18 protein-coding genes are annotated in these 20,788 nt (G+C 67.0%); 9 read left to right on the top strand and 9 right to left on the bottom strand.

Going from position 1 to position 20,788, the window contains the following annotated elements:
* Window positions 1–92 precede the first annotated feature (92 nt).
* The gene (locus tag NPJ82_RS05375) at window positions 93–1,652 is read right to left on the bottom strand and encodes an aldehyde dehydrogenase (NADP(+)) (protein ID WP_342658584.1); all 1,560 of its coding nucleotides are present in this window, start codon (window positions 1,650–1,652) and stop codon (window positions 93–95) included.
* 113 nt (window positions 1,653–1,765) lie between these two features.
* Between NPJ82_RS05375 and NPJ82_RS05370 the strand changes: the two genes are divergently transcribed.
* Complete coding sequence (locus NPJ82_RS05370) at window positions 1,766–2,527, top strand: FadR/GntR family transcriptional regulator (RefSeq protein WP_112383496.1); 762 nt, start codon at window positions 1,766–1,768, stop codon at window positions 2,525–2,527.
* Between the two features lie 92 nt (window positions 2,528–2,619).
* On the opposite strand, the gene NPJ82_RS05365 is transcribed toward NPJ82_RS05370, so the two are convergent.
* Window positions 2,620–3,930 (bottom strand): sugar MFS transporter, encoded by a 1,311-nt coding sequence (locus NPJ82_RS05365; RefSeq protein WP_112383495.1) that lies wholly within the window; start codon window positions 3,928–3,930, stop codon window positions 2,620–2,622.
* A 156-nt stretch (window positions 3,931–4,086) separates the two neighbouring features.
* Between NPJ82_RS05365 and NPJ82_RS05360 the strand changes: the two genes are divergently transcribed.
* The 3 genes from NPJ82_RS05360 (at window position 4,087) to NPJ82_RS05350 (ending at window position 7,713) form a co-directional block, all read left to right on the top strand.
* Complete coding sequence (locus tag NPJ82_RS05360) at window positions 4,087–5,211, top strand: aldose epimerase family protein (RefSeq protein WP_342658962.1); 1,125 nt, start codon at window positions 4,087–4,089, stop codon at window positions 5,209–5,211.
* Window positions 5,212–5,223: 12 nt separating this feature from the next.
* Window positions 5,224–7,023: an IlvD/Edd family dehydratase gene (locus tag NPJ82_RS05355; RefSeq protein ID WP_149681840.1), complete on the top strand. Its 1,800-nt coding sequence runs from the start codon at window positions 5,224–5,226 to the stop codon at window positions 7,021–7,023.
* Window positions 7,024–7,161: 138 nt separating this feature from the next.
* The gene (locus NPJ82_RS05350; protein WP_342658583.1) at window positions 7,162–7,713 is read left to right on the top strand and encodes a PilZ domain-containing protein; all 552 of its coding nucleotides are present in this window, start codon (window positions 7,162–7,164) and stop codon (window positions 7,711–7,713) included.
* 40 nt (window positions 7,714–7,753) lie between these two features.
* Here the strand turns inward: NPJ82_RS05350 and NPJ82_RS05345 are convergent, their stop codons facing one another.
* Both NPJ82_RS05345 and NPJ82_RS05340 read right to left on the bottom strand, forming a co-directional pair.
* Window positions 7,754–10,645, bottom strand: a complete 2,892-nt coding sequence (locus tag NPJ82_RS05345) for a TIM-barrel domain-containing protein (protein ID WP_342658582.1) — start codon at window positions 10,643–10,645, stop codon at window positions 7,754–7,756.
* Between the two features lie 29 nt (window positions 10,646–10,674).
* Window positions 10,675–12,312, bottom strand: coding sequence for a DUF5597 domain-containing protein (locus tag NPJ82_RS05340; protein ID WP_342658581.1), 1,638 nt, complete (start codon window positions 12,310–12,312; stop codon window positions 10,675–10,677).
* A gap of 106 nt (window positions 12,313–12,418) precedes the next feature.
* Between NPJ82_RS05340 and NPJ82_RS05335 the strand changes: the two genes are divergently transcribed.
* The 4 genes from NPJ82_RS05335 (at window position 12,419) to NPJ82_RS05320 (ending at window position 16,761) form a co-directional block, all read left to right on the top strand.
* Window positions 12,419–13,549, top strand: coding sequence for a fumarylacetoacetate hydrolase family protein (locus tag NPJ82_RS05335; RefSeq protein ID WP_112383489.1), 1,131 nt, complete (start codon window positions 12,419–12,421; stop codon window positions 13,547–13,549).
* 5 nt (window positions 13,550–13,554) lie between these two features.
* Window positions 13,555–14,319: an SDR family oxidoreductase gene (locus NPJ82_RS05330; RefSeq protein ID WP_342658580.1), complete on the top strand. Its 765-nt coding sequence runs from the start codon at window positions 13,555–13,557 to the stop codon at window positions 14,317–14,319.
* Window positions 14,316–15,176, top strand: coding sequence for an SMP-30/gluconolactonase/LRE family protein (locus NPJ82_RS05325; RefSeq protein WP_342658579.1), 861 nt, complete (start codon window positions 14,316–14,318; stop codon window positions 15,174–15,176). The genes NPJ82_RS05330 and NPJ82_RS05325 overlap by 4 nt, the downstream gene beginning before the upstream one ends.
* 184 nt (window positions 15,177–15,360) lie before the next feature.
* Entirely contained in the window at window positions 15,361–16,761 is a 1,401-nt protein-coding gene (locus NPJ82_RS05320; RefSeq protein ID WP_112383487.1) for a sugar porter family MFS transporter, read from the top strand.
* 87 nt (window positions 16,762–16,848) lie between these two features.
* Here NPJ82_RS05320 and obgE read toward each other — a convergent pair whose 3' ends face one another.
* Both obgE and NPJ82_RS05310 read right to left on the bottom strand, forming a co-directional pair.
* On the bottom strand, window positions 16,849–17,895 hold the full coding sequence (obgE, locus tag NPJ82_RS05315) for a GTPase ObgE (RefSeq protein WP_342658578.1): 1,047 nt from the start codon (window positions 17,893–17,895) through the stop codon (window positions 16,849–16,851).
* Window positions 17,896–17,934: 39 nt separating this feature from the next.
* Complete coding sequence (locus NPJ82_RS05310; protein ID WP_342658577.1) at window positions 17,935–18,549, bottom strand: TetR/AcrR family transcriptional regulator; 615 nt, start codon at window positions 18,547–18,549, stop codon at window positions 17,935–17,937.
* A 60-nt stretch (window positions 18,550–18,609) separates the two neighbouring features.
* Between NPJ82_RS05310 and NPJ82_RS05305 the strand changes: the two genes are divergently transcribed.
* Window positions 18,610–19,467 (top strand): metal-dependent hydrolase, encoded by an 858-nt coding sequence (locus NPJ82_RS05305; protein WP_342658576.1) that lies wholly within the window; start codon window positions 18,610–18,612, stop codon window positions 19,465–19,467.
* Here NPJ82_RS05305 and NPJ82_RS05300 read toward each other — a convergent pair.
* The 3 genes from NPJ82_RS05300 to rplU form a co-directional block, all read right to left on the bottom strand.
* Complete coding sequence (locus tag NPJ82_RS05300; RefSeq protein ID WP_342658575.1) at window positions 19,464–19,976, bottom strand: GNAT family N-acetyltransferase; 513 nt, start codon at window positions 19,974–19,976, stop codon at window positions 19,464–19,466. The two genes, NPJ82_RS05305 and NPJ82_RS05300, sit on opposite strands and share 4 nt — an antisense overlap.
* A gap of 198 nt (window positions 19,977–20,174) precedes the next feature.
* The gene (gene rpmA, locus NPJ82_RS05295) at window positions 20,175–20,444 is read right to left on the bottom strand and encodes a 50S ribosomal protein L27 (RefSeq protein ID WP_112383483.1); all 270 of its coding nucleotides are present in this window, start codon (window positions 20,442–20,444) and stop codon (window positions 20,175–20,177) included.
* A gap of 33 nt (window positions 20,445–20,477) precedes the next feature.
* Window positions 20,478–20,774, bottom strand: coding sequence for a 50S ribosomal protein L21 (gene rplU / locus NPJ82_RS05290; RefSeq protein ID WP_112383482.1), 297 nt, complete (start codon window positions 20,772–20,774; stop codon window positions 20,478–20,480).
* Window positions 20,775–20,788: the final 14 nt, after the last annotated feature.

Raw genomic sequence — 20,788 nt, 5'->3', positions numbered from 1 at the left:
GGAATCGCGCGCCGCCGTTGCGGTCGCGATAAATGGTCATGAATACATCGGCGGATCGCCCCCGCATGGGAGGACGATCCGCCTTTGAAGCGTTACGCCGGCTGGCCGTCGATCAGACGCGGCGCACCCTTGGCATCGTCGCGCAGTTCGGCGGGCAACAGCGCCGCACTCAGATTCTGGTACGACACCGGGCGCAGGAAGCGATCGATTGCCATGCTGCCGACCGAGGTCGTGCGGCCGTCCGACGTTGCCGGGAACGGGCCGCCATGCACCATCGCATGCGCGACCTCGACGCCGGTCGGCCAGCCATTGGCCAGGATGCGACCCGCCTTGCGCTCCAGGATCGGGATCAGGCGCGCGGCCAGATCGGTGTCGCCCTCGTCCATCTGGATCGTCGCGGTCAACTGGCCCTCGGCGGCGCTCAGCACCTGCGCCAGTTCCTCTGCACTCTGGCAGCGGACGAGCAGCGAGGATGCGCCGAACACCTCGTGGCCCAGCGTGTCATCGGCCAGGAACTCGGCGGCGGTGGTGGCGAAGAATGCCGCCTGCCCCTGCGCCACGCCCTCGCCGACCTGACCGCGGGCGATCGTCTCGACATGGTTGTGTCCGGCCAGTGCCTCGACACCCTGGTCATAGGCCTGGTGGATGCCCTTGGTCAGCATGGTCTGCGCCGCGGCACCCGGCAAAGCCTCCCGCGCGGCGTTCACGAACGCGTCCAGCCCCTCGCCCTCTATCGCCAGCAACAGGCCAGGATTGGTGCAGAACTGGCCGGCGCCCATGGTGAGCGAGGCGACGAACGCCGTGCCGAGCGCCGCACCGCGCGCCTTCAGCGCCTCGGGCATCAGCACGACCGGATTGATGCTCGACATCTCGGCATAGACCGGGATCGGCACCTCGCGACCTTGTGCGATCTGCACCAGCGCGAGGCCACCGCCGCGCGAGCCGGTGAAGCCGACGGCCTGGATGCGGGGATCGCGGACCAGTGCCGCGCCCAGTTCGTTGCTCGGGCCGGTCAGGTGACCGAACACGCCCTCGGGCAGGCCACAGGCGGCAACCGCGCGGCGGATCGCGCCGGCGACCAGCTCACCGGTCTGCGGATGGGCGGGGTGGCCCTTCACCACCACCGGGCAACCGGCGGCGAGCGCGGAGGCGGTGTCGCCGCCCGCGGTCGAGAAGGCGAGCGGAAAGTTCGACGCGCCGAACACCGCTACGGGTCCGAGCGGGATCATGCGCAGGCGCAGATCGGGGCGCGGCAGCGGCTGGCGATCGGGCATGGCGGGGTCGATCCGCAGGCCGAGATAGGCGCCGCGACGGACGACGCCGGCGAACAGCTTCAACTGGCCGACGGTGCGGCCGCGCTCACCCTCCAGACGCGCGCGCGGCAGGCCGCTTTCGCGCATCGCCGCCTCGATCAGCGGCTCGCCGATCGCCATGATCTCCTCGCCGATCTTTTCCAGAAAAGCGGCGCGCGCCTCGCGATCAATCGCGCGATAGGTGTCGAACGCAGCCTCGGCCGCGGCGCAGGCGGCATCGACATCGGCGGGGCCATGAACGGCGAAAGGCTCGCCCACCGGCTGTCCAGTGGCGGAGTCGATCGAGCGGAAAGCGGTCGCCTCGGTACGATCCAGCGTGGCGGCGGCGGTGTCTGTCATGTCCTGCTCCTTGATTACTCTGACATAAAAGATCGACAGCGGTCTGGCAATCTTTATCGTTCCCCCCTTAGCCTGCAATTGATAGGCAAAGCCACGACGGGAGGATAAACAGCATGGGTGACGCGGAACGCAGTGCGGCGGACAGCGGGGTGCCGGACGCGACCAGACGAGTGCCGCGCGGGACGGGGCGTCGCCTGCACGGCGCCATCGCGCACAAGCTGGGCGTGGCGATCTTGTCCGGGGAATATGTTCCCGGCGATACGCTGTCGGGCGAGGTCGCCTTTTCGGAAGCGCTGGACGTATCGCGCAGCGCCTATCGCGAGGCGGTACAGGTACTTAGCGCCAAGGGGCTGGTGGAAAGCCGGCCCAAGACGGGCACCCGCGTGCTGCCGCGCAACCGCTGGAACCTGCTCGACCCCGATGTTCTCGCTTGGGCGTTTTCGGGCGAGCCCGACATCCAGTTCGTCCGCTCGCTGTTCGAATTGCGCGCGATCGTCGAGCCGGCCGCGGCACGGCTGGCGGCGGAGCGGCGCGACAAGGCGGAGCTGAAGGCGATGAAGGAAGCGCTGGCCGCGATGCGCCGCCACACACTGGCGACCGAGGCCGGCCGCGCCGCCGACCGCGACTTTCACGACACCATCCTGCGCGCGACGCGCAATGATGCGCTTGTGGTGCTGTCCGCGAGCATCGGGGCGGCGGTGAACTGGACGACGCAGTTCAAGCAGCGGGCGCGCGCGTTGCCGCGCAATCCGGTGCCGGACCATGTGCGCGTGTACGAGGCGATCGCGGCGGGCGATGCGGTGGCGGCGAGCGAGGCGATGCGCGTGCTGGTCGACCTGGCGCTGGAGGATACGCGCAGCGCGATGGAGGAGTGAGCGGCAAACCCCTTCCTCCCCCTCTCCCGCGCATGAAGAAAGGGCCGCCCGGTTTCCCGGACGGCCCTTTTTCATGTACCCTGTCAGGCGGTTCAGCCGACCGGCTTCTGGTCCGGCAGCGCGTTGGTCGCCTTGGACCCCCACACCGCGTAGAACAGAATGTAGAGTTCGCACACCGCGGTCAGGAGGAACGAGGTCTGCAGGCCATAGGTGTCGGCCAGCCAGCCCTGTACCACCACCAGCGCGCCGCCGGCGATCGCCATGATCAGCAGGCCCGATCCTTCCTCGGTCAGCGCGCCCAGGCCCTTGATGCCGAGCGTGAAGATCGTCGGGAACATGATCGAATGGAACAGGCCGACCAGGATCAGCGACCACATCGCAACCGGACCGCTGGCGAACACGGTGATCATCATCACGATGAAGGCGAGCACCGAGAAGACCGCGAGCACGCGCTCCGCCGACACCTTCTGCATCACGAACGAACCGGCGAAGCGGCCGATCATCATGCCGCCCCACAGGAAGGTCAGGTAGCGACCCGCCTGCTCGTGCGTCAGGCCCGCGACCGTGGGCGAGCTGACGAAGTTCACGAACAGGTTGGCGACGCCGATCTCCGCGATCAGGTAGATGAAGATGGCGGGGATGCCGAACACCAGGTTGCGGTGCTTCCACAGCGAATGCTGCTTGCGCTCCGCCTTGGCGACGCGGCTGGTGGACGAACCCATGGCCGGCAGCGGGAAGCGCGCGATCACGATCGCCAGCACGACCAGCACCGCGGCGACCAGCACATAGGGCAGGATCACCGACTGCGCATCGGCGAGCCGCTCCGCCTCGGTCAGGACCGCGCCCGCCTGCGCCGTGCCGCCCTTGGACCGGCCCAGGATCAGATAGGCCCCGAACAGCGGCGCCAGCATCGTGCCCAGCGAGTTGAACGCCTGCACCAGGTTGAGGCGCGACGACGCGGTCTCCGCCTTGCCGACCACCGCGACATAAGGGTTCGCCGCCACCTGGAGCAGCGTGATGCCGCTGGCGATGACGAACAGCATGAACAGCGTCACCCCGTAGGACGGGATGCTGGCGGCCAGCGTCATGCCCAGCGCACCCGCCGCCATGATCAGCAGCCCGGTGACAAGCGACTTCTGGTAGCCGATCCGCTCGATCAGCTTGGCCGAGGGGATCGAGGCGAAGAAATAGGCGATGAACCACACGCTCTCGATCAGCGTCGTTTGCGTGTAATTGAGGTCGAACACGCTTTTCAGATGCGGCAGCAGCGTGTTGTTGATGACCGTGATGAAGCCCCACATGAAAAAGAGGCTGGCAAGCAGGGTCAGCGCCGACCGGTAATTGGTATCATCCCCGGCGCCGGGGGCCGCGGCTGCGGCGTTAACGTTGATTGGCGAAGCCATCCCACCCTTCTCCTGATCGGCACCCCGAATTGCCGCCCATCCGCGACGCAACGGCTTGCCCTTCTCTGTATTGTCCGACTATATTGCTCACCAAGACGCGTCAATGGCGTCAAGCAGGCGAAGGGATGAGGAATGCGGACGGCATCAGTCAAGGGTATGACGTTGGTAGCGGTATCGATTTTGGCTCTTTCAGGGACGGCAGCCTACGGCGCGGAGGCAAAGCGCACACCGGCGGGCACGTTGCAGGACGGCAGCACCGTCGAGGCAATCACGCTGACCAACGCACAGGGGCTGTCCGCACGCATCCTGACGTACGGCGCGACGCTGCAATCGGTGATGCAGCCCGACCGCGCGGGCAAGAAGGCCGACGTGCTGCTGGGCTATGACGATGTCGCGGCCTACGAACAGCATCCCAATTTCTTCGGCGTCACCGTCGGCCGCTATGCCAACCGCATCGCCGGCGGCAAGTTCACGCTGGACGGCAAGGCATACCAATTACCGCTGAACGACAAGACCAATTCGCTGCACGGCGGCGGCAAGGGCTTCGACAAGCAGAACTGGCGCATCGTCTCGACCAAGAACGGCCCCACCGCCAGCGTCGTGCTGGCGCACACCAGCCCGGACGGCGAATCGGGCTATCCGGGCAAGCTGGACACCACCGTCACCTATTCGCTGGACGAGCAGGGCGCGCTCACCATCGCGTTCGAGGCGAAGACCGACAAGCCGACGATCGTCAACATGACGAACCATGCGATCTTCAACCTGAACGGCGAGGGTTCGCCGATGGGCGCGACCTTCCACAAGCTGACCATCCCCGCCGCCGCCTATACGCCGGTCGACGCCAGGCTGATCCCGACCGGCGAGCGCAAGCCGGTGGAGGGCAGCGTGTTCGACTTCCGCCGCCCGCGCGTGGTGGCCGACGGCATTCGCGACGGCCGCGACCAGCAGATCCGCTACGGCCAGGGTTACGACCATAATTTCGCGCTCGACAAGGGGCTGACCGCCACGCCGCAGTTGGCCGCACGGCTGGAGGACCCCGCCTCGGGCCGCGTGCTGGAGGTCTTGACGACCGAACCCGGCGTGCAATTCTATACCGGCAACTTCCTTGACGGCACCTATGTCGGCAAGTCGGGCCACCTGTACCGCATGGGCGACGGCATCGCACTGGAACCGCAGAAGTTTCCGGATGCACCGAACAAGCCCGACTTCGTTTCGCCGCGTGTCGATCCGGGCAAGCCGTATCGCCACACGATGATCTATCGCTTCTCCACCGCTCGCTGATCCGGAACCATCATGACCGAACCGTCCACCACACCCAAGCTGCGCAGCCGCGCCTGGTTCGACAATCCCGCCAATATCGACATGACCGCGCTCTATCTGGAGCGGTACCTGAACTTCGGGTTGAGCTTGGAGGAGTTGCAGTCGGGCAAGCCGATCATCGGCATCGCCCAGACCGGCTCCGACCTCAGCCCCTGCAACCGCCACCATCTGGTGCTGGCCGAGCGCGTGCGCGAGGGCATTCGCGAAGCGGGCGGCATCGTACTGGAATTCCCGGTCCACCCGATCCAGGAAACCGGCAAGCGCCCGACCGCCGGGCTCGACCGCAACCTGGCCTATCTGGGCTTGGTCGAGGTGCTGTACGGCTATCCGCTGGACGGCGTGGTGCTGACCATCGGTTGCGACAAGACGACGCCGGCCGCGCTGATGGCCGCCGCCACCGTCAACATCCCGGCGATCGCGCTGTCGGTCGGCCCGATGCTGAACGGCTGGCACAAGGGCGAGCGTACCGGTTCGGGCACCATCGTGTGGAAGGCGCGCCAGATGCTCGCCGCCGGTGAGATCGACGACAAGGAGTTCATCCGCCTCGTCGCCTCGTCCGCGCCGTCGACCGGCTATTGCAACACGATGGGCACCGCGACCACGATGAACTCGCTGGCGGAAGCGCTGGGCATGTCGCTGCCCGGTTCGGCCGCGATCCCCGCGCCCTATCGCGACCGTCAGGAAGTGTCGTACATCACCGGCAAGCGCATCGTGGAGATGGTGGCCGAGGACCTGAAGCCGTCCGACATCCTGACCCGCCAAGCTTTCCACAACGCGATCCGGGTCAATTCCGCGATCGGCGGATCGACCAACGCGCCGATCCACCTGGCGGCACTCGCCCGTCACATCGGCGTCGACCTGCCGCTCAAGGACTGGGAGACGGAGGGGCACAAGGTGCCGCTGCTCGTCAACCTGCAGCCGGCCGGCGAGTATCTGGGCGAGGATTATTACCGTGCCGGCGGCGTGCCCGCGGTGGTCAATCAGCTGATGGGCCAGGGGCTGATCCATGAGGATGCGCTGACCGTGAACGGCCGCACCATGGGCGACAATTGCCGCGGCGTGGAAATCGAGGACGAAAAGGTCATCCGTCCCTATGACCAGCCGCTGAAGGAAGAAGCCGGCTTCATCGTGCTGTCGGGCAACCTGTTCGACGCCGCGATCATGAAGACCAGCGTGATCGGCACCGAGTTCCGCGAACGGTACCTGTCTAACCCGAACGACCCGGATGCGTTCGAGGGGCCGGCGGTCGTGTTCGACGGGCCGGAGGATTATCACCACCGCATCGACGACCCTTCGCTCGGCATCACGCCCGAGACGCTGATGTTCATGCGCGGCGCCGGCCCGATCGGCTATCCGGGCGCCGCGGAAGTCGTCAACATGCGCCCGCCCGCCTATCTGATCACCGAGGGCGTGCACGCCCTGCCCTGCATCGGCGACGGTCGTCAGTCGGGCACGTCCGGATCGCCCTCGATCCTGAACGCCAGCCCGGAGGCTGCGGCCATGGGTGGCCTGGCGCTGCTGCGCACCGGCGACCGCGTGCGCATCGACCTGAACAAGGGCACCGCCGACGTGCTGCTCTCCGATGAGGAACTGACCCAGCGCCGCGACGCGCTGGTCGCCGCCGGCGGGTACCAATATCCCGCCTCGCAGACCCCGTGGCAGGAGATGCAGCGTGCGGTGGTCGGCCAAATGAACACCGGCGCGATCCTGGAGGGCGCGGAAAAGTACCAGCGAATCGCACAGACGCAGGGACTGCCGCGCGACAACCACTAAGGGCGCGCTGACGAAGGGCGGTTGCCGGCAGGACTGCGATCCTGTCGGCCGCCGCCCTTTTTATGGATGAAAAACGGTTGCCGAAGGTTATTTCGGCAAAACAAGAAACCATATCTTTGCAAGTTGCACCGATATCGGTTGCATGTATCGCGTCGCCCCACCTCCTTCGTGCTGAGCGCCCTGCGCCCGCGCGAGCCGCGCACGAAGGTGTTCGTGCCCTGCCGCCTGAACCTGAGCGGGACCTGGGGGGATGCCTGCATCCATAACGTATCGTCGCGCGGCCTGCTGATCGCGGCGGACCATACGCCCGACACCGGCGACTATATCGAGGTGCGCCGCGGCACACTGGTCATCATCGGGCGCGTCATGTGGCGCAAGGACCGCTTTTTCGGTGTGCGTACGCAGGACCGGGTCAGTGCCGAGGCCCTGACGCGCGAGGCGCGGCTCGCCACCCGGCCGAGCGGCCGCACGGAAAGCGACCAGGAACGCCGCACCCGCGCGCGGCTGGTGGCGGAAGGCCGCGTCGCCCGGCGGGTGGAAACCTCGCGGTACCGGTCGTCGGCCTTTCAATATGCCGTATTCGCCATTGCCGGCACCGCCACCGCGGTCGTCATCGCGCTGGAGGTGCACGATGCGCTGGCCAGTCCGTTTGCGGCAATCAATACCGCTCTTGGTGGCAGCGTTCAGTAACCTCCGACCCCTTTCCTGATCGAAGGGGCCGGGGCTCGGTTCAACCGCGGCTGCGCGGCACCACCATCTCGGCGCCGCTATAGGTCACTTCGGCATCGAAGCCGTTGTCGTCGGTGACCGGGCGGCCGGGCGAGACCCACTTCACCCGGATCGTGCGGGTGGCGGGCATGCCCTTCCACCCCTTGCCCTCGCGCGCGCCCAGCGTGACGCTGCCGGTCGCCTCGTCATAGCGGATCGGCATGCGCGCCCAGGCGCCGGTGCGATATTGTTCGCTGGTGCCGTCATCCTCATAGAGCGAGAAGCGGCCGTCTGCGCCGGTATAGACGGTGATGGTCAGCGGTGCGCCGGGCTGCTGGTCGACATATTGCGTCACCGGCCCCATCGGCACGATCGCGCCGGCGCGCACGAACAGCGGCATCCGCTCATAGGGGGCGGCCACGCTCACCCGGCCGCCGCCGCGATAGGCCTGCGCCGTGGCGAAGTCGTACCACAGCCCATTCCCCGGCAGATAGACGGAGCGGGTCCGCGCCTTGTGCTCGGTGACGGGCGCGACCAGAAAGGCATCGCCGAACAGATACTGGTCGTCGACCTGGCGTGCGGTGCGATCCTCCGGCCAGTCCATCACCAGCCCGCGCATGATGCTGCCGTCCTTGTTGAAGGTGTCGGCGGCGACCGTGTAGATATAGGGCATCAGGCGGTAGCGAAGCTGGTCGTACCAGACCATCGACGCGCGCATCGGCGAACCCTCGGGCGCGATCTCGTAGATCTCGCGGTACGGCGCCTCACCATGGCTGCGGAACAGCGGGGTGAACGCGCCGAACTGGAACCAGCGCAGGTTCAGCTCGCGCCATTCGTCCAGATCGGCGGCGGTCGGCGTCTTGGTGGAGAAGCGATCCTCCAGCGCGAAACCGCCGATATCGTGCGTCCAGTTGGGGATGCCCGACAGCGAGACGTTGACGCCGGCCGAGATCTGCGCGCGCAGATCGTACCACCGGCTGGCCACGTCGCCCGACCACACCGCCGAGCCCGTCCGCTGCAATCCGCCGAAGCCGGAGCGGGTGAGGATGAAGGGGCGCACGTCCGGCTTGAACTTGCGCCAGCCGTCATAGACGCCCGTCGCGTGGACCAGCGGGAAGCTGTTGAAATATTCCGCCGCCGGCCCGCGTGCCGTTGGCCCCATCACCGCCAGCCGCTCCTCGATCGACAGGTTGGAATGGATGTCGGGCTCGCTGGCATCCAGCCACCATGCGTCGGTGCCGATCGTCCCCAGCTTGTCGCGCACCTGCCGCCAGAAGATCTGGCGGGCTTGCGCCGAATAGGGATCGTAATCGGTGTTGGCATAGCCCTTGCCCACCCAGTCGCGATTGCCCATCTTCAGGTTGCCCTGATAGGTCAGCCCCTTGGCGGCCAGTTCCTTGTAGTTCTCGGTGGTCGGGTAGAATTTGGGCCAGACCGAGATCATGAAGCGGGCGTGCAGGTCGTGCAGCCGGTCCACCATCCCCTTGGGATCGGGGAAGCGGGATTTCTCGAAATCATGGCTGCCCCAGGCGTCCTCGGGCCAGTAGAACCAGTCCTGCACGACATTGTCGATCGGGATGTTCAACGCCCGGTAGCGCTCGACCACGCCGACTACTTCGTCTTGCGTGTTGTAGCGCTGGCGCGACTGCCAGAAGCCATAGACCCATTTTGGCATAATTCCGGCCTTGCCGGTCAGTTGCCGATAGCCGGCGATCACGTCGTCCATGTCGCGGCCGGGCACGTACCAGTAGTTCACCGCGCGCGCGACCTCGCTGGTCATCCACAGCGAATGGCGATCCGCCTCGGGCAGCGGGTCGTTGTGGAGGAGCGCGATATAGCCGGCATTGGGCTCCCACTCGATGCGCAGGTCGACCGCCTTGCCCTTGGTCATCGGCAGGTCGAAATTGTGATACCAGGGATTCCAGTTCTGCCGCCAGCGGTTGAGCACCTCGCGCCCGTCGGCGAAGACCTTGAAATAGCTGGAGCCGTAGAGCTGGAACTTGTGGACGCCGCCCTTGTCCGGCGTCACCCGGCCGGTCCACACCACCTTTTGCGTCTGCACCGCATTGCCGGCGGTGTTCTGCCCGCCGGTCGCCGCGGTGGTCTGCGCCTTGGCCGCGGCAGGCCATTTCGCCTGGTCGCGGATATACTGGTAGTTGATCGTCGCTTCCTGCTGCGTCACCGCCAGCTTGCCGCCCAGATAATAGCGCGCGGTGAAGCCCGGCTTGCCGCCGCTGGTGACGCGCAAGGTGCCGCCCCCGCCCTGTCCGACCAGCGTGTAGGGCGCCGGGTTGCCGAAGCGGGTGATGCCGTCATTGTCCCACAACAGGCCGTAATTCTTCGTCGACACGACGAAGGGCACCGCGATGTCCATGTTGTGCTGGGCGAGTTCGACGTCCTCGCCATTATAGTCCATCTGCGCGTTCTGGTGCTGCCCCAGGCCGTAAAAGCCCTCGTCGGTGCCGCGATTGAACTGCTGCGATGCGGTGACATATTGCCGCCCGTCGATCAGGTTGGTGGCAAAGGACGCCGTGCCCGCCTCGGCCAGCGTTTCGCGGCCTTGCGCGTCGGTGAAGCGGACGCGGCCGGTCGCCAGATCGACATCCGCGGTGGTGCGCGCCGCCGCGAGGATGACATGCCCGCCCGCCTCGCGCACGGTGAACGCACCCGCCGCCGGCGCCTGCGGCACCATCAGGCTTTCGGCCTGCACCGCGCCCAGCGAGGTGCGTGGCGCGGCGATCACATGGATGATGCCGTCGCCGTGCACGGTCAGCGTTACCCGCGCGGCCGGGCCGCCGGCCGGCGTCACCGCGATCCCGCCATCGACCTTCTCGTACCGCCCCGCCCCGGTCTGCGCATGCGCAGACGTGATAGCGCTACCGGCAAGCAGCGCCGCGATCATCATGCCCTTCATCACCCTATTCCCCTGTTGTCCCGGTGCCTTTAGCGGTACCGCCCCATGGTCACCTTCAGCACCTGCGGCCGATCGACCAGATTGATGCCGTAATCTGTCTGGTCGCCGTTCCAGATGCGGTGCATCACCCATTTGCCGTCCTGGAACGTGCCTTCCTCGACGCGCAAGGTCATGCCGTTCGGCGGCGCACCGGGCGCGGAGCCGAAGCTGATCCGGGCATGGTCGCCCACGACCAGGAATTCGTCGTCGGACAGTTGCGCGACCGCGACCCCGCCGACCGGCTCCTTGCCCCAGGGGGTCGGATCGGCCTTCAACCAGGTCCAATCCGCCTGGCCGAACTGCCACAGCCCCCAGTTCACCGTGATCGCCCACTGGCCCATCACCGTCTTCTGCGCGGCGCCGTCATCCGGCTTGGCGGTGCCCCAGGTCGGGCGGCTGGCCGCGATCCGGGCCCAGTCGCGCGAGATCGAGCCGAGCATTTCATAGGGCAGCGCAAACGCATCCAGCGTCGCATCGTCCAGTTGCTTGGCACCCAGCGGATAGTTGGACGCGCCCGTGTCATCGATGCCGAAGGGCGCAAAACCGATCCCGCCGCGCCCGATCGTCGCATAGAAATACCGCCCGAAATCACGCGAGTTGCCGATTTCCGGCACCATCAGCGCATTGTCGGGCCGGGCATATTTATCCAGATACTGGATCACGTTGGTGCTGGAGCGATCATAGATGTCGGGGGCGGCGAAATCGATCGCGGGCGCCGCCGCCTTCCAGATGTCGAGCACGTCCTGCTGCGGACCGCCGCTGGCCACGCCCATCGGGTCGGGCACGTTGGACGGCCCGGCCAGCGAGGCGTTGACGTACATGGGCAGCGGCTTCACCGCCTTGCCGGCGGCCGCGATCGCGTTGACGAAGGACGCGGTGTACCAGGTGTTGAACGCGCGGTCCGCCTGATCCCCGAACGCCTGCGTCCAAGTGCCGCGCTTGCCCGTCTTCCTGGCCAGCGCTGCGGGAATACCTTGCGCGAACAGGCGATTGGCCTCCGCGCCGTAATCGCGCGGGTTGCGGTAGCTGCCCACCTCGTTCTGCGGCTGCACCATGATGACGGTATTCTGCGGATCGTGATCGCGCAGATATTCGATCACCTTGACGAAGGCGCGCTTGTCCGCCTCCAGCGTCGCGCGCCCGTGCGGCGAATGGACGTAATGATCCTCGCCGGTCTTCGTCTTGGCGCGCGGGAAGCGACGATTGTCCAGCTTCACCCAGTCGGGGGCATAGCTGGGCGACGTGTTCTTCCACGTCCCGAACCACAACAGCACGACGCGCTTGTCATGCGTGCGCGCCTGATCGAGCAGCGTCTGGAGATAGGAGAAGTCAAACCGGCCCTCCTGCGCCTCCACCTGTTGCCACGCGATCGGTATCTCCAGCGTATTGGCGTGGATGCGATCCAGCATCGGCCAGATCTTGGGCAGCGACGCGGCATAGTTGCTGGAATTATGCGCCTGTGCGCCCAGCATCAGGAACGGCGCGCCATCGACCAGCAGCGCGTGGCGGCCATTCTTGCTCACCAGCTTCGGGATCGGCGTTGCCGCACTCGGGGCTGCACCCGGTGCCGGCACGGTCTGCGCTGTCACCCCGGTCGTCGCCAGCAAAGCGGCCGCGATCGCCGTCATCCATCGTCCGTTTGCCGGCATCCCCTTGTCCCTCCTATAGATTTTCCGCCCACTTGACGGCTCTTCGGATGCGACCGATACCGCTAACAGAGACGGAGGGGAACAGGTGTTGCACCAAATTGACGCGTTGATCGCATCGCTGCCGGCCGACTGGCGCGAAGGGCGCTTTCTCGGCCGCATCGACCGTGGCGAGGGCCCCTGCCCCGTGCTGGTCGAGCGCGGCGAACTGATCGACATGAGCCGCGTGGCCCCCACGGTCGCCGCGCTGATCGACGCCGGCGCGATCGACCCGGCGCAGGGCGAATCGCTGGGCGACCTGGCCGAACAGGACGCACTGACCCTGCTCAGCCCGATCGACCTGCAATGCGTAAAGGCCGCCGGCGTCACCTTCGCGGTGTCCGCGCTGGAGCGCGTGATCGAGGAACAGGCCCGCGGCGACTATGCCGCGGCGGCGGCGGTGCGCGAGCGGCTGGAAGCGGCGCTGGGCGGCAGCATCCGCTCGGTCGTCCCCGGCTCGCCCGAGGCGGCCAGCCTGAAGCAGGCGCTGATCGAAGGCGGCATGTGGTCGCAATATCTGGAGGTCGCGATCGGCCCGGATGCGGAGATCTTCACCAAGAGCCCGGTTCTTTCCACCGTCGGCGACGGCGCGGAGATCGGCGTGCGCTCCGATTCGACCTGGAACAATCCGGAGCCGGAGGTGGTGCTGGTCGCCGATGCGCACGCACACGCCGTCGGCGCCACGCTCGGCAACGACGTCAACCTGCGCGATTTCGAAGGACGCTCGGCGCTGCTGCTGGGCAAGGCGAAGGACAACAACGCGTCCTGCTCGCTCGGCCCCCTGATCCGCCTGTTCGACGACGGCTTCACCATGGACGATGTCCGGTCGAGCCAGGTGTCGCTCAAAATCGAGGGCACCGACGGCTATGTGCTGAACGGCGCCAGCTCGATGTCGGAGATCAGCCGCGATCCGCAGGACCTGCTGGCGCAGGCGGTGAGCGAGCATCATTATCCCGACGGCTTCGTCCTGTTCCTCGGCACGCTGTTCGCACCGACCCAGGACCGTGACGAACCCGGCCGCGGCTTCACCCACAAGACGGGCGATGTGGTGACGATCAGCAATCCGCGCCTCGGCACGCTCACCAACACCGTCACCACCTCCAAGGCCGCACCCGCCTGGTCCTTCGGGATCGGCGACCTGATGCGCAACCTCAGCGCACGCGGCCTGCTTTCGGCATGAACGACATGAACAATCGCGCCGTCTATCCCAGCCTCGCGGGCAAGCGGGTCATCGTCACCGGCGGTGGCTCCGGCATCGGCGAAGGGCTGGTCGAGGCGTTCGTCGCGCAAGGGGCGCACGTCGGCTTCGTCGACATCGCCGAGGAGGCGAGCGCGGCACTGGTCACGCGGCTGGGCGCGGGGGCGGCGCATGCCCCGGTGTTCCGCCGCTGCGACCTGACCGATCTGGACGATCTGGCCCGCGTCTTTGCCGAGCTGGAATCGGCGCTGGGCGGGGTCGACATCCTCGTCAACAATGCCGGCAACGACGACCGCCACGGTATCGACGACGTGACGCCCGCCTATTGGGACGAGCGGCTGAACGTGAACCTGCGTCACCAGTTCTTCGCGGCCAAGGCGGTGCTCCCTGCGATGAAGCGCGCCGGGGGCGGATCAATCCTGAACTTCGGGTCGATCAGCTGGCACCTCGCGCTGAACGACCTCGTCCTCTACCAGACGTGCAAGGCCGCGATCGAGGGGCTGACCCGCAGCCTGGCCCGCGACCTGGGTCGCCAGAACATCCGCGTCAACACGATCGTCCCCGGCAACGTCCAGACGCCGCGACAGGAAAAATGGTACACGCCCGAGGGCGAGGCGGAAATCGTCGCCGCCCAGTGCCTGGATGGCCGCATCCAGCCGTCGGACGTGGCGGCACTGGTGCTGTTCCTTGCATCGGACGACGCAAAAATGTGTACTGGCCACGACTATTTTATCGATGCGGGGTGGCGATGAACGCGGAACATCTTCTGACCGTCGGGGCGACGCTGGCGGAGGGCCCGATCTGGGTCGACGACGCCTTGTGGTTCGTCGACATCAAGCAGCAGCGTATCTATCGCTACGATCCGGCCACCGACACGCGCGACGACTGGGCCGCGCCGGAAATGGTCGGCTGGGTCGTGCCGGCGGAGCGCGGCGGCTTCGTCGCGGGGCTGCAATCGGGCCTGCATCATTTCGATCCGGAAACCGGCACCTTCGAGCGGCTTGCCGAGATCGAGCCGCATCTGCCCGCCAACCGGCTGAACGACGCCGCGGTGGACGGCCAGGGTCGCATCTGGTTCGGCACGATGGACAATGACGAAAGCGCCGACAGCGGCCAGCTCTACCGGTTCGAGAACGGTGCGGTTTCGGAGGCCGAGGCGGACAAGGTGTGCATCACCAACGGTCCCGCCATCGCGCCGAACGATAGCGTGCTCTACCATGTCGATACGCTGGGCAAGACGATCGTCGCCCACGCCATCAACGCGGACGGGACGCTGGAGCCTGCCCGCCCCTTTCTCACCTTCGGCGACGAGCATGGCCATCCCGACGGTGCGATCTGCGATGCGGAGGGCGGCGTCTGGGTCGGCTTCTTCGGCGGATCGGCCGCGCGCCGCTTCTCGCCCGACGGCACCATGACGCACGAGGTGCGCTTCCCCGTGTCGAACATCACCAAGGTGGCGCTGGGCGGCCCGGACGGACGTACCGCCTATGCCACCACCGCGCGGCAGGGCCTGTCGCCCGAGCAGCTGGCGGAACAACCGCAGGCCGGCGACATCTTCACCTTCCGCGTCGACACGCCCGGCAAGCCGGTGCTGCGCGCAAAGGTCTGACGATCGAGGGTCGCCCTCACCCTTCCCACCCGGCTCCGCCGGGTGGGCCCCTTCCCTCTCCCGCCGGGAGAGGGAGGGAGGCGCGGAATGCGCCGGAAGGGTGAGGGCGATCCCACACGAACAATACCCGCCTACCCGCCCGCAACGAAGGCGGCATGTGCGGCCACAAGGGAAGGATCGACACGTGGAAGGCAGGCACAATACGGGCCTGATCTCGCTCATCGTCGCCGTGGCGACGATCGGCGGGTTCATGTTCGGCTATGATTCGGGTGTCATCAACGGCACCCAAAAGGGCATCGAGGCGGCCTTCGATCTCGGCCGGCTCGGCATCGGCATCAATGTCGGCGCGATCCTTGTCGGATCGTCGATCGGCGCCTTCACCGCCGGGCGGCTCGCCGACCTGATCGGGCGGCGCAACACCATGATGCTGGCCGCGGTCCTGTTCCTGGTGTCCGCGGTGATGGCGGGCGCGGCGGGTTCGTCGGCGATCTTCATCATCGCGCGGATCATCGGTGGTCTCGGCGTCGGTGCGGCATCGGTCACCTCGCCCGTCTACATCTCCGAAGTGACGCCCGCGAGCATCCGTGGCCGCCTGTCGAGCGTGCAGCAGGTGATGATCATCTCCGGCCTGACCGGCGCGTTCGTCGCCAATTTCGCGCTGGCACGCTGGGCCGGTGGCTCCACCGCCGAATTCTGGCTGGGCTTCCCCGCCTGGCGCTGGATGTTCTGGCTTCAGGTGGTGCCCGCCGCCATCTATCTGGTCGCGCTGCTCTTTATTCCGGAAAGCCCGCGCTATCTGGTGGTCCGTGGCCGCGATGCGCAGGCGGAAACCGTGCTGGCCCGCCTGTTCGGCGCCGAAACCGCGCGCCGCAAGGTCGCCGACATCCGCGCCAGCCTCGCCGGCGATCAGCACAAGCCGCGCCTGTCCGACCTGCGGGACCGCACCACCGGCCGCATCCGCCCGATCCTGTGGGTCGGCATCGGCCTTGCCGTGTTCCAGCAGCTGGTCGGCATCAACGTCGTCTTCTATTACGGCGCGACCTTGTGGGAAGCGGTCGGCTTTACCGAGGACAATGCGCTTCAGATCAACATCCTGTCGGGTGCGCTGTCGATCGGTGCCTGCCTGCTCACCATTGCCCTGATCGACAAGATCGGGCGCAAGCCGCTGCTCCTCGTCGGCTCGGCGGGGATGACCGTCACGCTGGCGACGGTCGCCTGGGCCTTCTCCACCGCCGTTACCGACGCGTCGGGTGCGGTCAGCCTGCCGGGCAATTCCGGCATCATCGCGCTGGTCGCCGCCAACCTCTACGTCGTGTTCTTCAACGTCAGCTGGGGCCCGGTGATGTGGGTGATGCTGGGCGAGATGTTCCCGAACCAGATCCGCGGCTCCGCGCTCGCGGTGTCGGGCTTCGCGCAGTGGATCGCCAACGCGGCGATCTCGGTCAGCTTCCCGTCGCTGGTCGTCTCGCCGGGTCTGGCGATCACCTATATGGGCTACACCGCCGCGGCGTTCGTCTCGTTCTTCTTCGTCCGCGCCATGGTTCACGAAACCCGCGGCCGCGAACTGGAAGACATGGTCGGCTGATGCAAAAAACCCCTCCCCTTGGCCGGGGAGGGGTTGGGACTGCGGCGCTTCCCGCAGACGCAGTGTTTGCGGGAAGCGCTTCGCCGATCAGATCGGCGACCACTCCACGGTGTCTTCCTCGCCATCGTCATTCACCGGTGCGTCCGCCGGCGGCCCCATCGCCTCCAGCAGCTTGTCCAGCACCCAGTCCACACCGATGCCGCTCGCGCCCGACAGCGGGATTACGTCCGCGCCGCTCGCCTCGGCCAGCTCGGCGGACAGCGCCTCGATCAGCTCGTCGTCCAGCGTATCGATCTTGTTCAACGCTACGATCTGCGGCTTGTCGACCAGCCCGGCGCCATATGCCTCCAGCTCGTCGCGCACGATGCGATAGCTTTCCGCCACGTCCTCGTCATTGGCATCGACCAGATGCAGCAGCACGCGGCACCGCTCGATATGGCCCAGGAAACGGTCGCCGATCCCGGCACCGTCGGCCGCCCCTTCGATCAGGCCGGGAATGTCGGCCACCACGAACTCGCGTTCCTTGTGCCGCACCACGCCCAGCTGCGGCCGAGTGGTGGTAAAGGCATAGGCGCCGACCTTGGCCTGCGCATTGGTGACGGCATTGATGAAGGTCGACTTGCCGGCATTGGGCAGGCCGACCAGCCCCGCATCCGCCAGCAGCTTCAGGCGCAGCCACACCCACGCCTCTTCGTTCGGCCAGCCGGTGCCGTGCTGGCGCGGCGCGCGGTTGGTGGACGTCTTATAGCTGGCATTGCCGCGCCCGCCGTCGCCGCCGCGCAGGAATATCTCGCGCTGCCCGACCTTCGTGAAGTCGATCAGCACCTCTTCCTTGTCCTCGGACAGCACCTGCGTGCCCACCGGCACCTTGATCACCAGATCCTCGCCGCCGGCGCCCGTGCGGTTCGACCCGGAACCGCCCTGTCCGCGCGGTGCGCGAAAATGCTGCGTGTAGCGGAAGTCGATCAGCGTGTTCAGTCCGGCCACCGCCTCGAACACGATGTCGCCGCCCTTGCCGCCATGTCCCCCGTCAGGGCCACCATATTCGATGAACTTCTCACGACGGAAACTGACGGCACCGGGACCACCGGCGCCGGAGCGGACGTAAATCTTGGCTTGATCGAGAAAATGCATGGTCCGCCCCTTAGCCGAAGCGGCCCCTCTTGGGGAGCGTCAATCCTGTGACGGGCGCGGCGCGCCTTGCGCGTCGTGTGCCGCCAGCAGATGGCGCAGCGCCAGCCCGCGTGCCGCCTCGCCATCCAGCCCCAGGGCTGCTGCCAGTTGCTGGCCGATCAACGCCTGGCCCAGCGCGGTCAGCACCAGCGACAGCGTCGTCTCCGCCAGGAATACCCTGTCCGCCGGGTCCGCGGGGTTGGACGACAATTGCTCCACCAGTTCGCGGATCGCGGTCAGCATCGGGTCGAACACCCCCCGCTCGCCCGTCAGGATCACCCAACTGGCCAGCGCCCCGCCACCCTCCCGCCCGAACGCATCGAAGGTCAGCGCGACGATCGCCGCCGGGTCCCCCGCCCCCGACCGCGCCGCCTGCACCGCCACGCCGATCTGGCGCGTGATGTCGGTCGCCATCCGCTCGGCCAGCGCGCGCTGCAGGTCGGCGGCGCTGCCGAAATGATGCAGCAGATTGGCATGGGTACGCCCCATCCGCGCCGCCACCGCCTTCAGCGTGATCGCCTGCGGCCCCGATTCGATCAGCAGCGCGCGTGCGGCATCCAGCGCCTGGGCGCGCGACTCCTCCGGGGGCAAACGACGTCGGGTTGACGCTTCCACGCACGCTCCTTACCTACACTGATGTAAGCTATCTAACTTACACCACAGTCGGAGGTTTTTGTGGCCAAAGCAATCACGCCCGCCGATTTGACGATCACGCCGCGCGATGTCCGGTTCGGCCGCGACGCGCGGTTGCGGCGATACTGGTTGAACGACGATCCCGTCGCGACCGCCTTCTACAATGCGCTGTCCGTCACCTTTCCGCGCGGCGAGGCCTTTTTCTGCGACAGCGTCAAGGCGTTCCGCGACGGCACGCCGCCCAAGCTGCAAGGCGAGATCCGCGCCTTCGTGAAGCAGGAGGTGATCCACAGCCGCGAGCATGTCGCCTTCAACCGCCACGTCACCGAGCAGGGATACGATACCAGCCGGCTGGAGCGCGACGTGGTGGCGCAACTGGCGCTGACCGACGGCAGGCCCGCGATCGTGCGCCTGGCCGCGACCACCGCGCTGGAGCATTTCACCGCGATTTTGGCGCATGCGCTGATCGCCGACCCCCGTCATCTGGCGGGCGGCGACCGGGAAGCGGCGCGGCTATGGCTGTGGCACGCCGCCGAGGAGATCGAGCACAAGGGCGTTGCCTATGACACATGGCTGCACGCCACGCGCGACTGGCCGCGTTTCAAGCGCTGGCGGATCAAGGCGCTGGTGATGCTCATCACCACCGGCCGGTTCGTGAACGGTCGCCGCCGCGGCATGCTGGACCTGCTGCGCCAGGACGGGCTGACCGGCCCGCGCATCTGGTGGCGGCTGTTCCATTATGCGCTGGTCCGGCCCGGCATGGCGCGCAAGGTCGCCGGCGCATGGCTCAGCTACTTCCTGCCGGGCTTCCACCCCTGGAAGCATGACGACCGCGCGCTGATCGGCCTTGCCGAAAGCGATTATGCCGATGCGGTCATGCCGGAAGCGCGCGCCGCCTAGGCCGCGAGCGCCACCGGCGCCGCTCGCTCCTCGTCCAGGTCGCGCGCATAGGCGATCGCCAGCCCCGGTTCGCGCCGCCCCCGCGAGGTGAGCGGCGCGATTTCACCCGTGGCGCAGAAGCCGAGCTTGGCCAGCACCCGGCCAGATGCGGGATTGTCGACGAAGTGGCGCGCGTGCAGCCGCCGGACACCCAGCGCGTGGCGGGCGATGTCGATCATCGCGCGCCCCGCCTCGGTCGCATAGCCGCGCCCCCAGGCGGCCGGGGTCAGCCAATAGGCCAGTTCCTCGCCGTCGATCAGTTCGATCCCGCCGACCAGCCGCGGGCCGGCCGCGATATCGTCGAAGATCAGGAAGCGGGGTTCATGGCCCCCGCGCGGCTGCGCCAGGAACGCCTGCGCATCGCCCAGCGCATAGGGCCACGGCGCCCGTGCCAGCCGCGTGACCACGTCCTCATGGCCGATCGCCCGCACCAGCTCGGGTGCGTCCTCCGGCCAGCCGGGCCGCAGCATCAATCTCTCCGTCCGCGCGAACATTCTCGTACACTCCTCGTCGCGTCGCGCGTGCTCTGCCATATCCACATGACGGAACAACGACATACGCTAGAACGGGAGCACGAAAAAAAGGGAGCCGGGGTGACCCGTCTCCCTTTTTGGCAGGTTCCGTCGCGGAACCCGGGTCACCCTGGTGGGCGACCCGTATGATCGCCCTTATTCGGCCGCAGCCGCAATCATTTCGACCGAGCAATATTTGCGGCCGAGCTTGCCTTCGGCAAACGCGACACGGCCGTCGGTCAGCGCGAACAGCGTGTGATCCTTGCCGATGCCGACATTGCGGCCCGGATAGAACTTGGTCCCGCGCTGACGCACGAGGATGTTGCCGGCGACGCACTCCTGGCCACCGAACTTCTTCACGCCAAGGCGGCGGCCGGCCGAATCGCGACCGTTGCGCGAAGAACCGCCTGCTTTCTTATGTGCCATTGCGATCTACTCCTGGATTCTCGAAACGTCTGCTCAGCCGACCGAAACGATCTTGAGGATCGTGTGGTTCTGGCGATGGCCGTTGCGGCGACGATAATTGTGGCGGCGACGCTTCTTGAAAACGATCACCTTCTCACCCTTGGCCTGGGCGATGATCTCTGCGGCGACCGTCAGGCCGCTGGTCGACTTCAGCTCCGAGCCCTCGCCCATGAGCAGCACATCGTCCAGCGTCACCGACGCGCCGGCCTCGCCCTCGATCTTCTCGACGACGATCTTGTCTCCGGCGGCGACGCGGTACTGCTTGCCGCCCGTGCGCACGACTGCGAACATGGCTGTTGTCACTT

The organism is Sphingomonas sp. NY01 (assembly GCF_038809135.1).
Lineage (GTDB): Bacteria > Pseudomonadota > Alphaproteobacteria > Sphingomonadales > Sphingomonadaceae > Sphingomonas > Sphingomonas carotinifaciens.
This window is presented reverse-complemented; position numbering and strand designations above follow the sequence as displayed.

What these genes read in the sequence shown, in the direction of transcription:
- NPJ82_RS05375 (WP_342658584.1), bottom strand. Translation starts at nt 1,652, where the DNA reads ATGACAGACACCGCCGCCGCCACGCTGGATCGTACCGAGGCGACCGCT.
- NPJ82_RS05370 (WP_112383496.1), top strand. Translation starts at nt 1,766, where the DNA reads ATGGGTGACGCGGAACGCAGTGCGGCGGACAGCGGGGTGCCGGACGCG.
- NPJ82_RS05365 (WP_112383495.1), bottom strand. Translation starts at nt 3,930, where the DNA reads ATGGCTTCGCCAATCAACGTTAACGCCGCAGCCGCGGCCCCCGGCGCC.
- NPJ82_RS05360 (WP_342658962.1), top strand. Translation starts at nt 4,087, where the DNA reads ATGACGTTGGTAGCGGTATCGATTTTGGCTCTTTCAGGGACGGCAGCC.
- NPJ82_RS05355 (WP_149681840.1), top strand. Translation starts at nt 5,224, where the DNA reads ATGACCGAACCGTCCACCACACCCAAGCTGCGCAGCCGCGCCTGGTTC.
- NPJ82_RS05345 (WP_342658582.1), bottom strand. Translation starts at nt 10,645, where the DNA reads ATGAAGGGCATGATGATCGCGGCGCTGCTTGCCGGTAGCGCTATCACG.
- NPJ82_RS05340 (WP_342658581.1), bottom strand. Translation starts at nt 12,312, where the DNA reads ATGACGGCGATCGCGGCCGCTTTGCTGGCGACGACCGGGGTGACAGCG.
- NPJ82_RS05330 (WP_342658580.1), top strand. Translation starts at nt 13,555, where the DNA reads ATGAACAATCGCGCCGTCTATCCCAGCCTCGCGGGCAAGCGGGTCATC.
- NPJ82_RS05325 (WP_342658579.1), top strand. Translation starts at nt 14,316, where the DNA reads ATGAACGCGGAACATCTTCTGACCGTCGGGGCGACGCTGGCGGAGGGC.
- obgE (WP_342658578.1), bottom strand. Translation starts at nt 17,895, where the DNA reads ATGCATTTTCTCGATCAAGCCAAGATTTACGTCCGCTCCGGCGCCGGT.
- NPJ82_RS05300 (WP_342658575.1), bottom strand. Translation starts at nt 19,976, where the DNA reads ATGCTGCGGCCCGGCTGGCCGGAGGACGCACCCGAGCTGGTGCGGGCG.
- rpmA (WP_112383483.1), bottom strand. Translation starts at nt 20,444, where the DNA reads ATGGCACATAAGAAAGCAGGCGGTTCTTCGCGCAACGGTCGCGATTCG.
- rplU (WP_112383482.1), bottom strand. Translation starts at nt 20,774, where the DNA reads ATGTTCGCAGTCGTGCGCACGGGCGGCAAGCAGTACCGCGTCGCCGCC.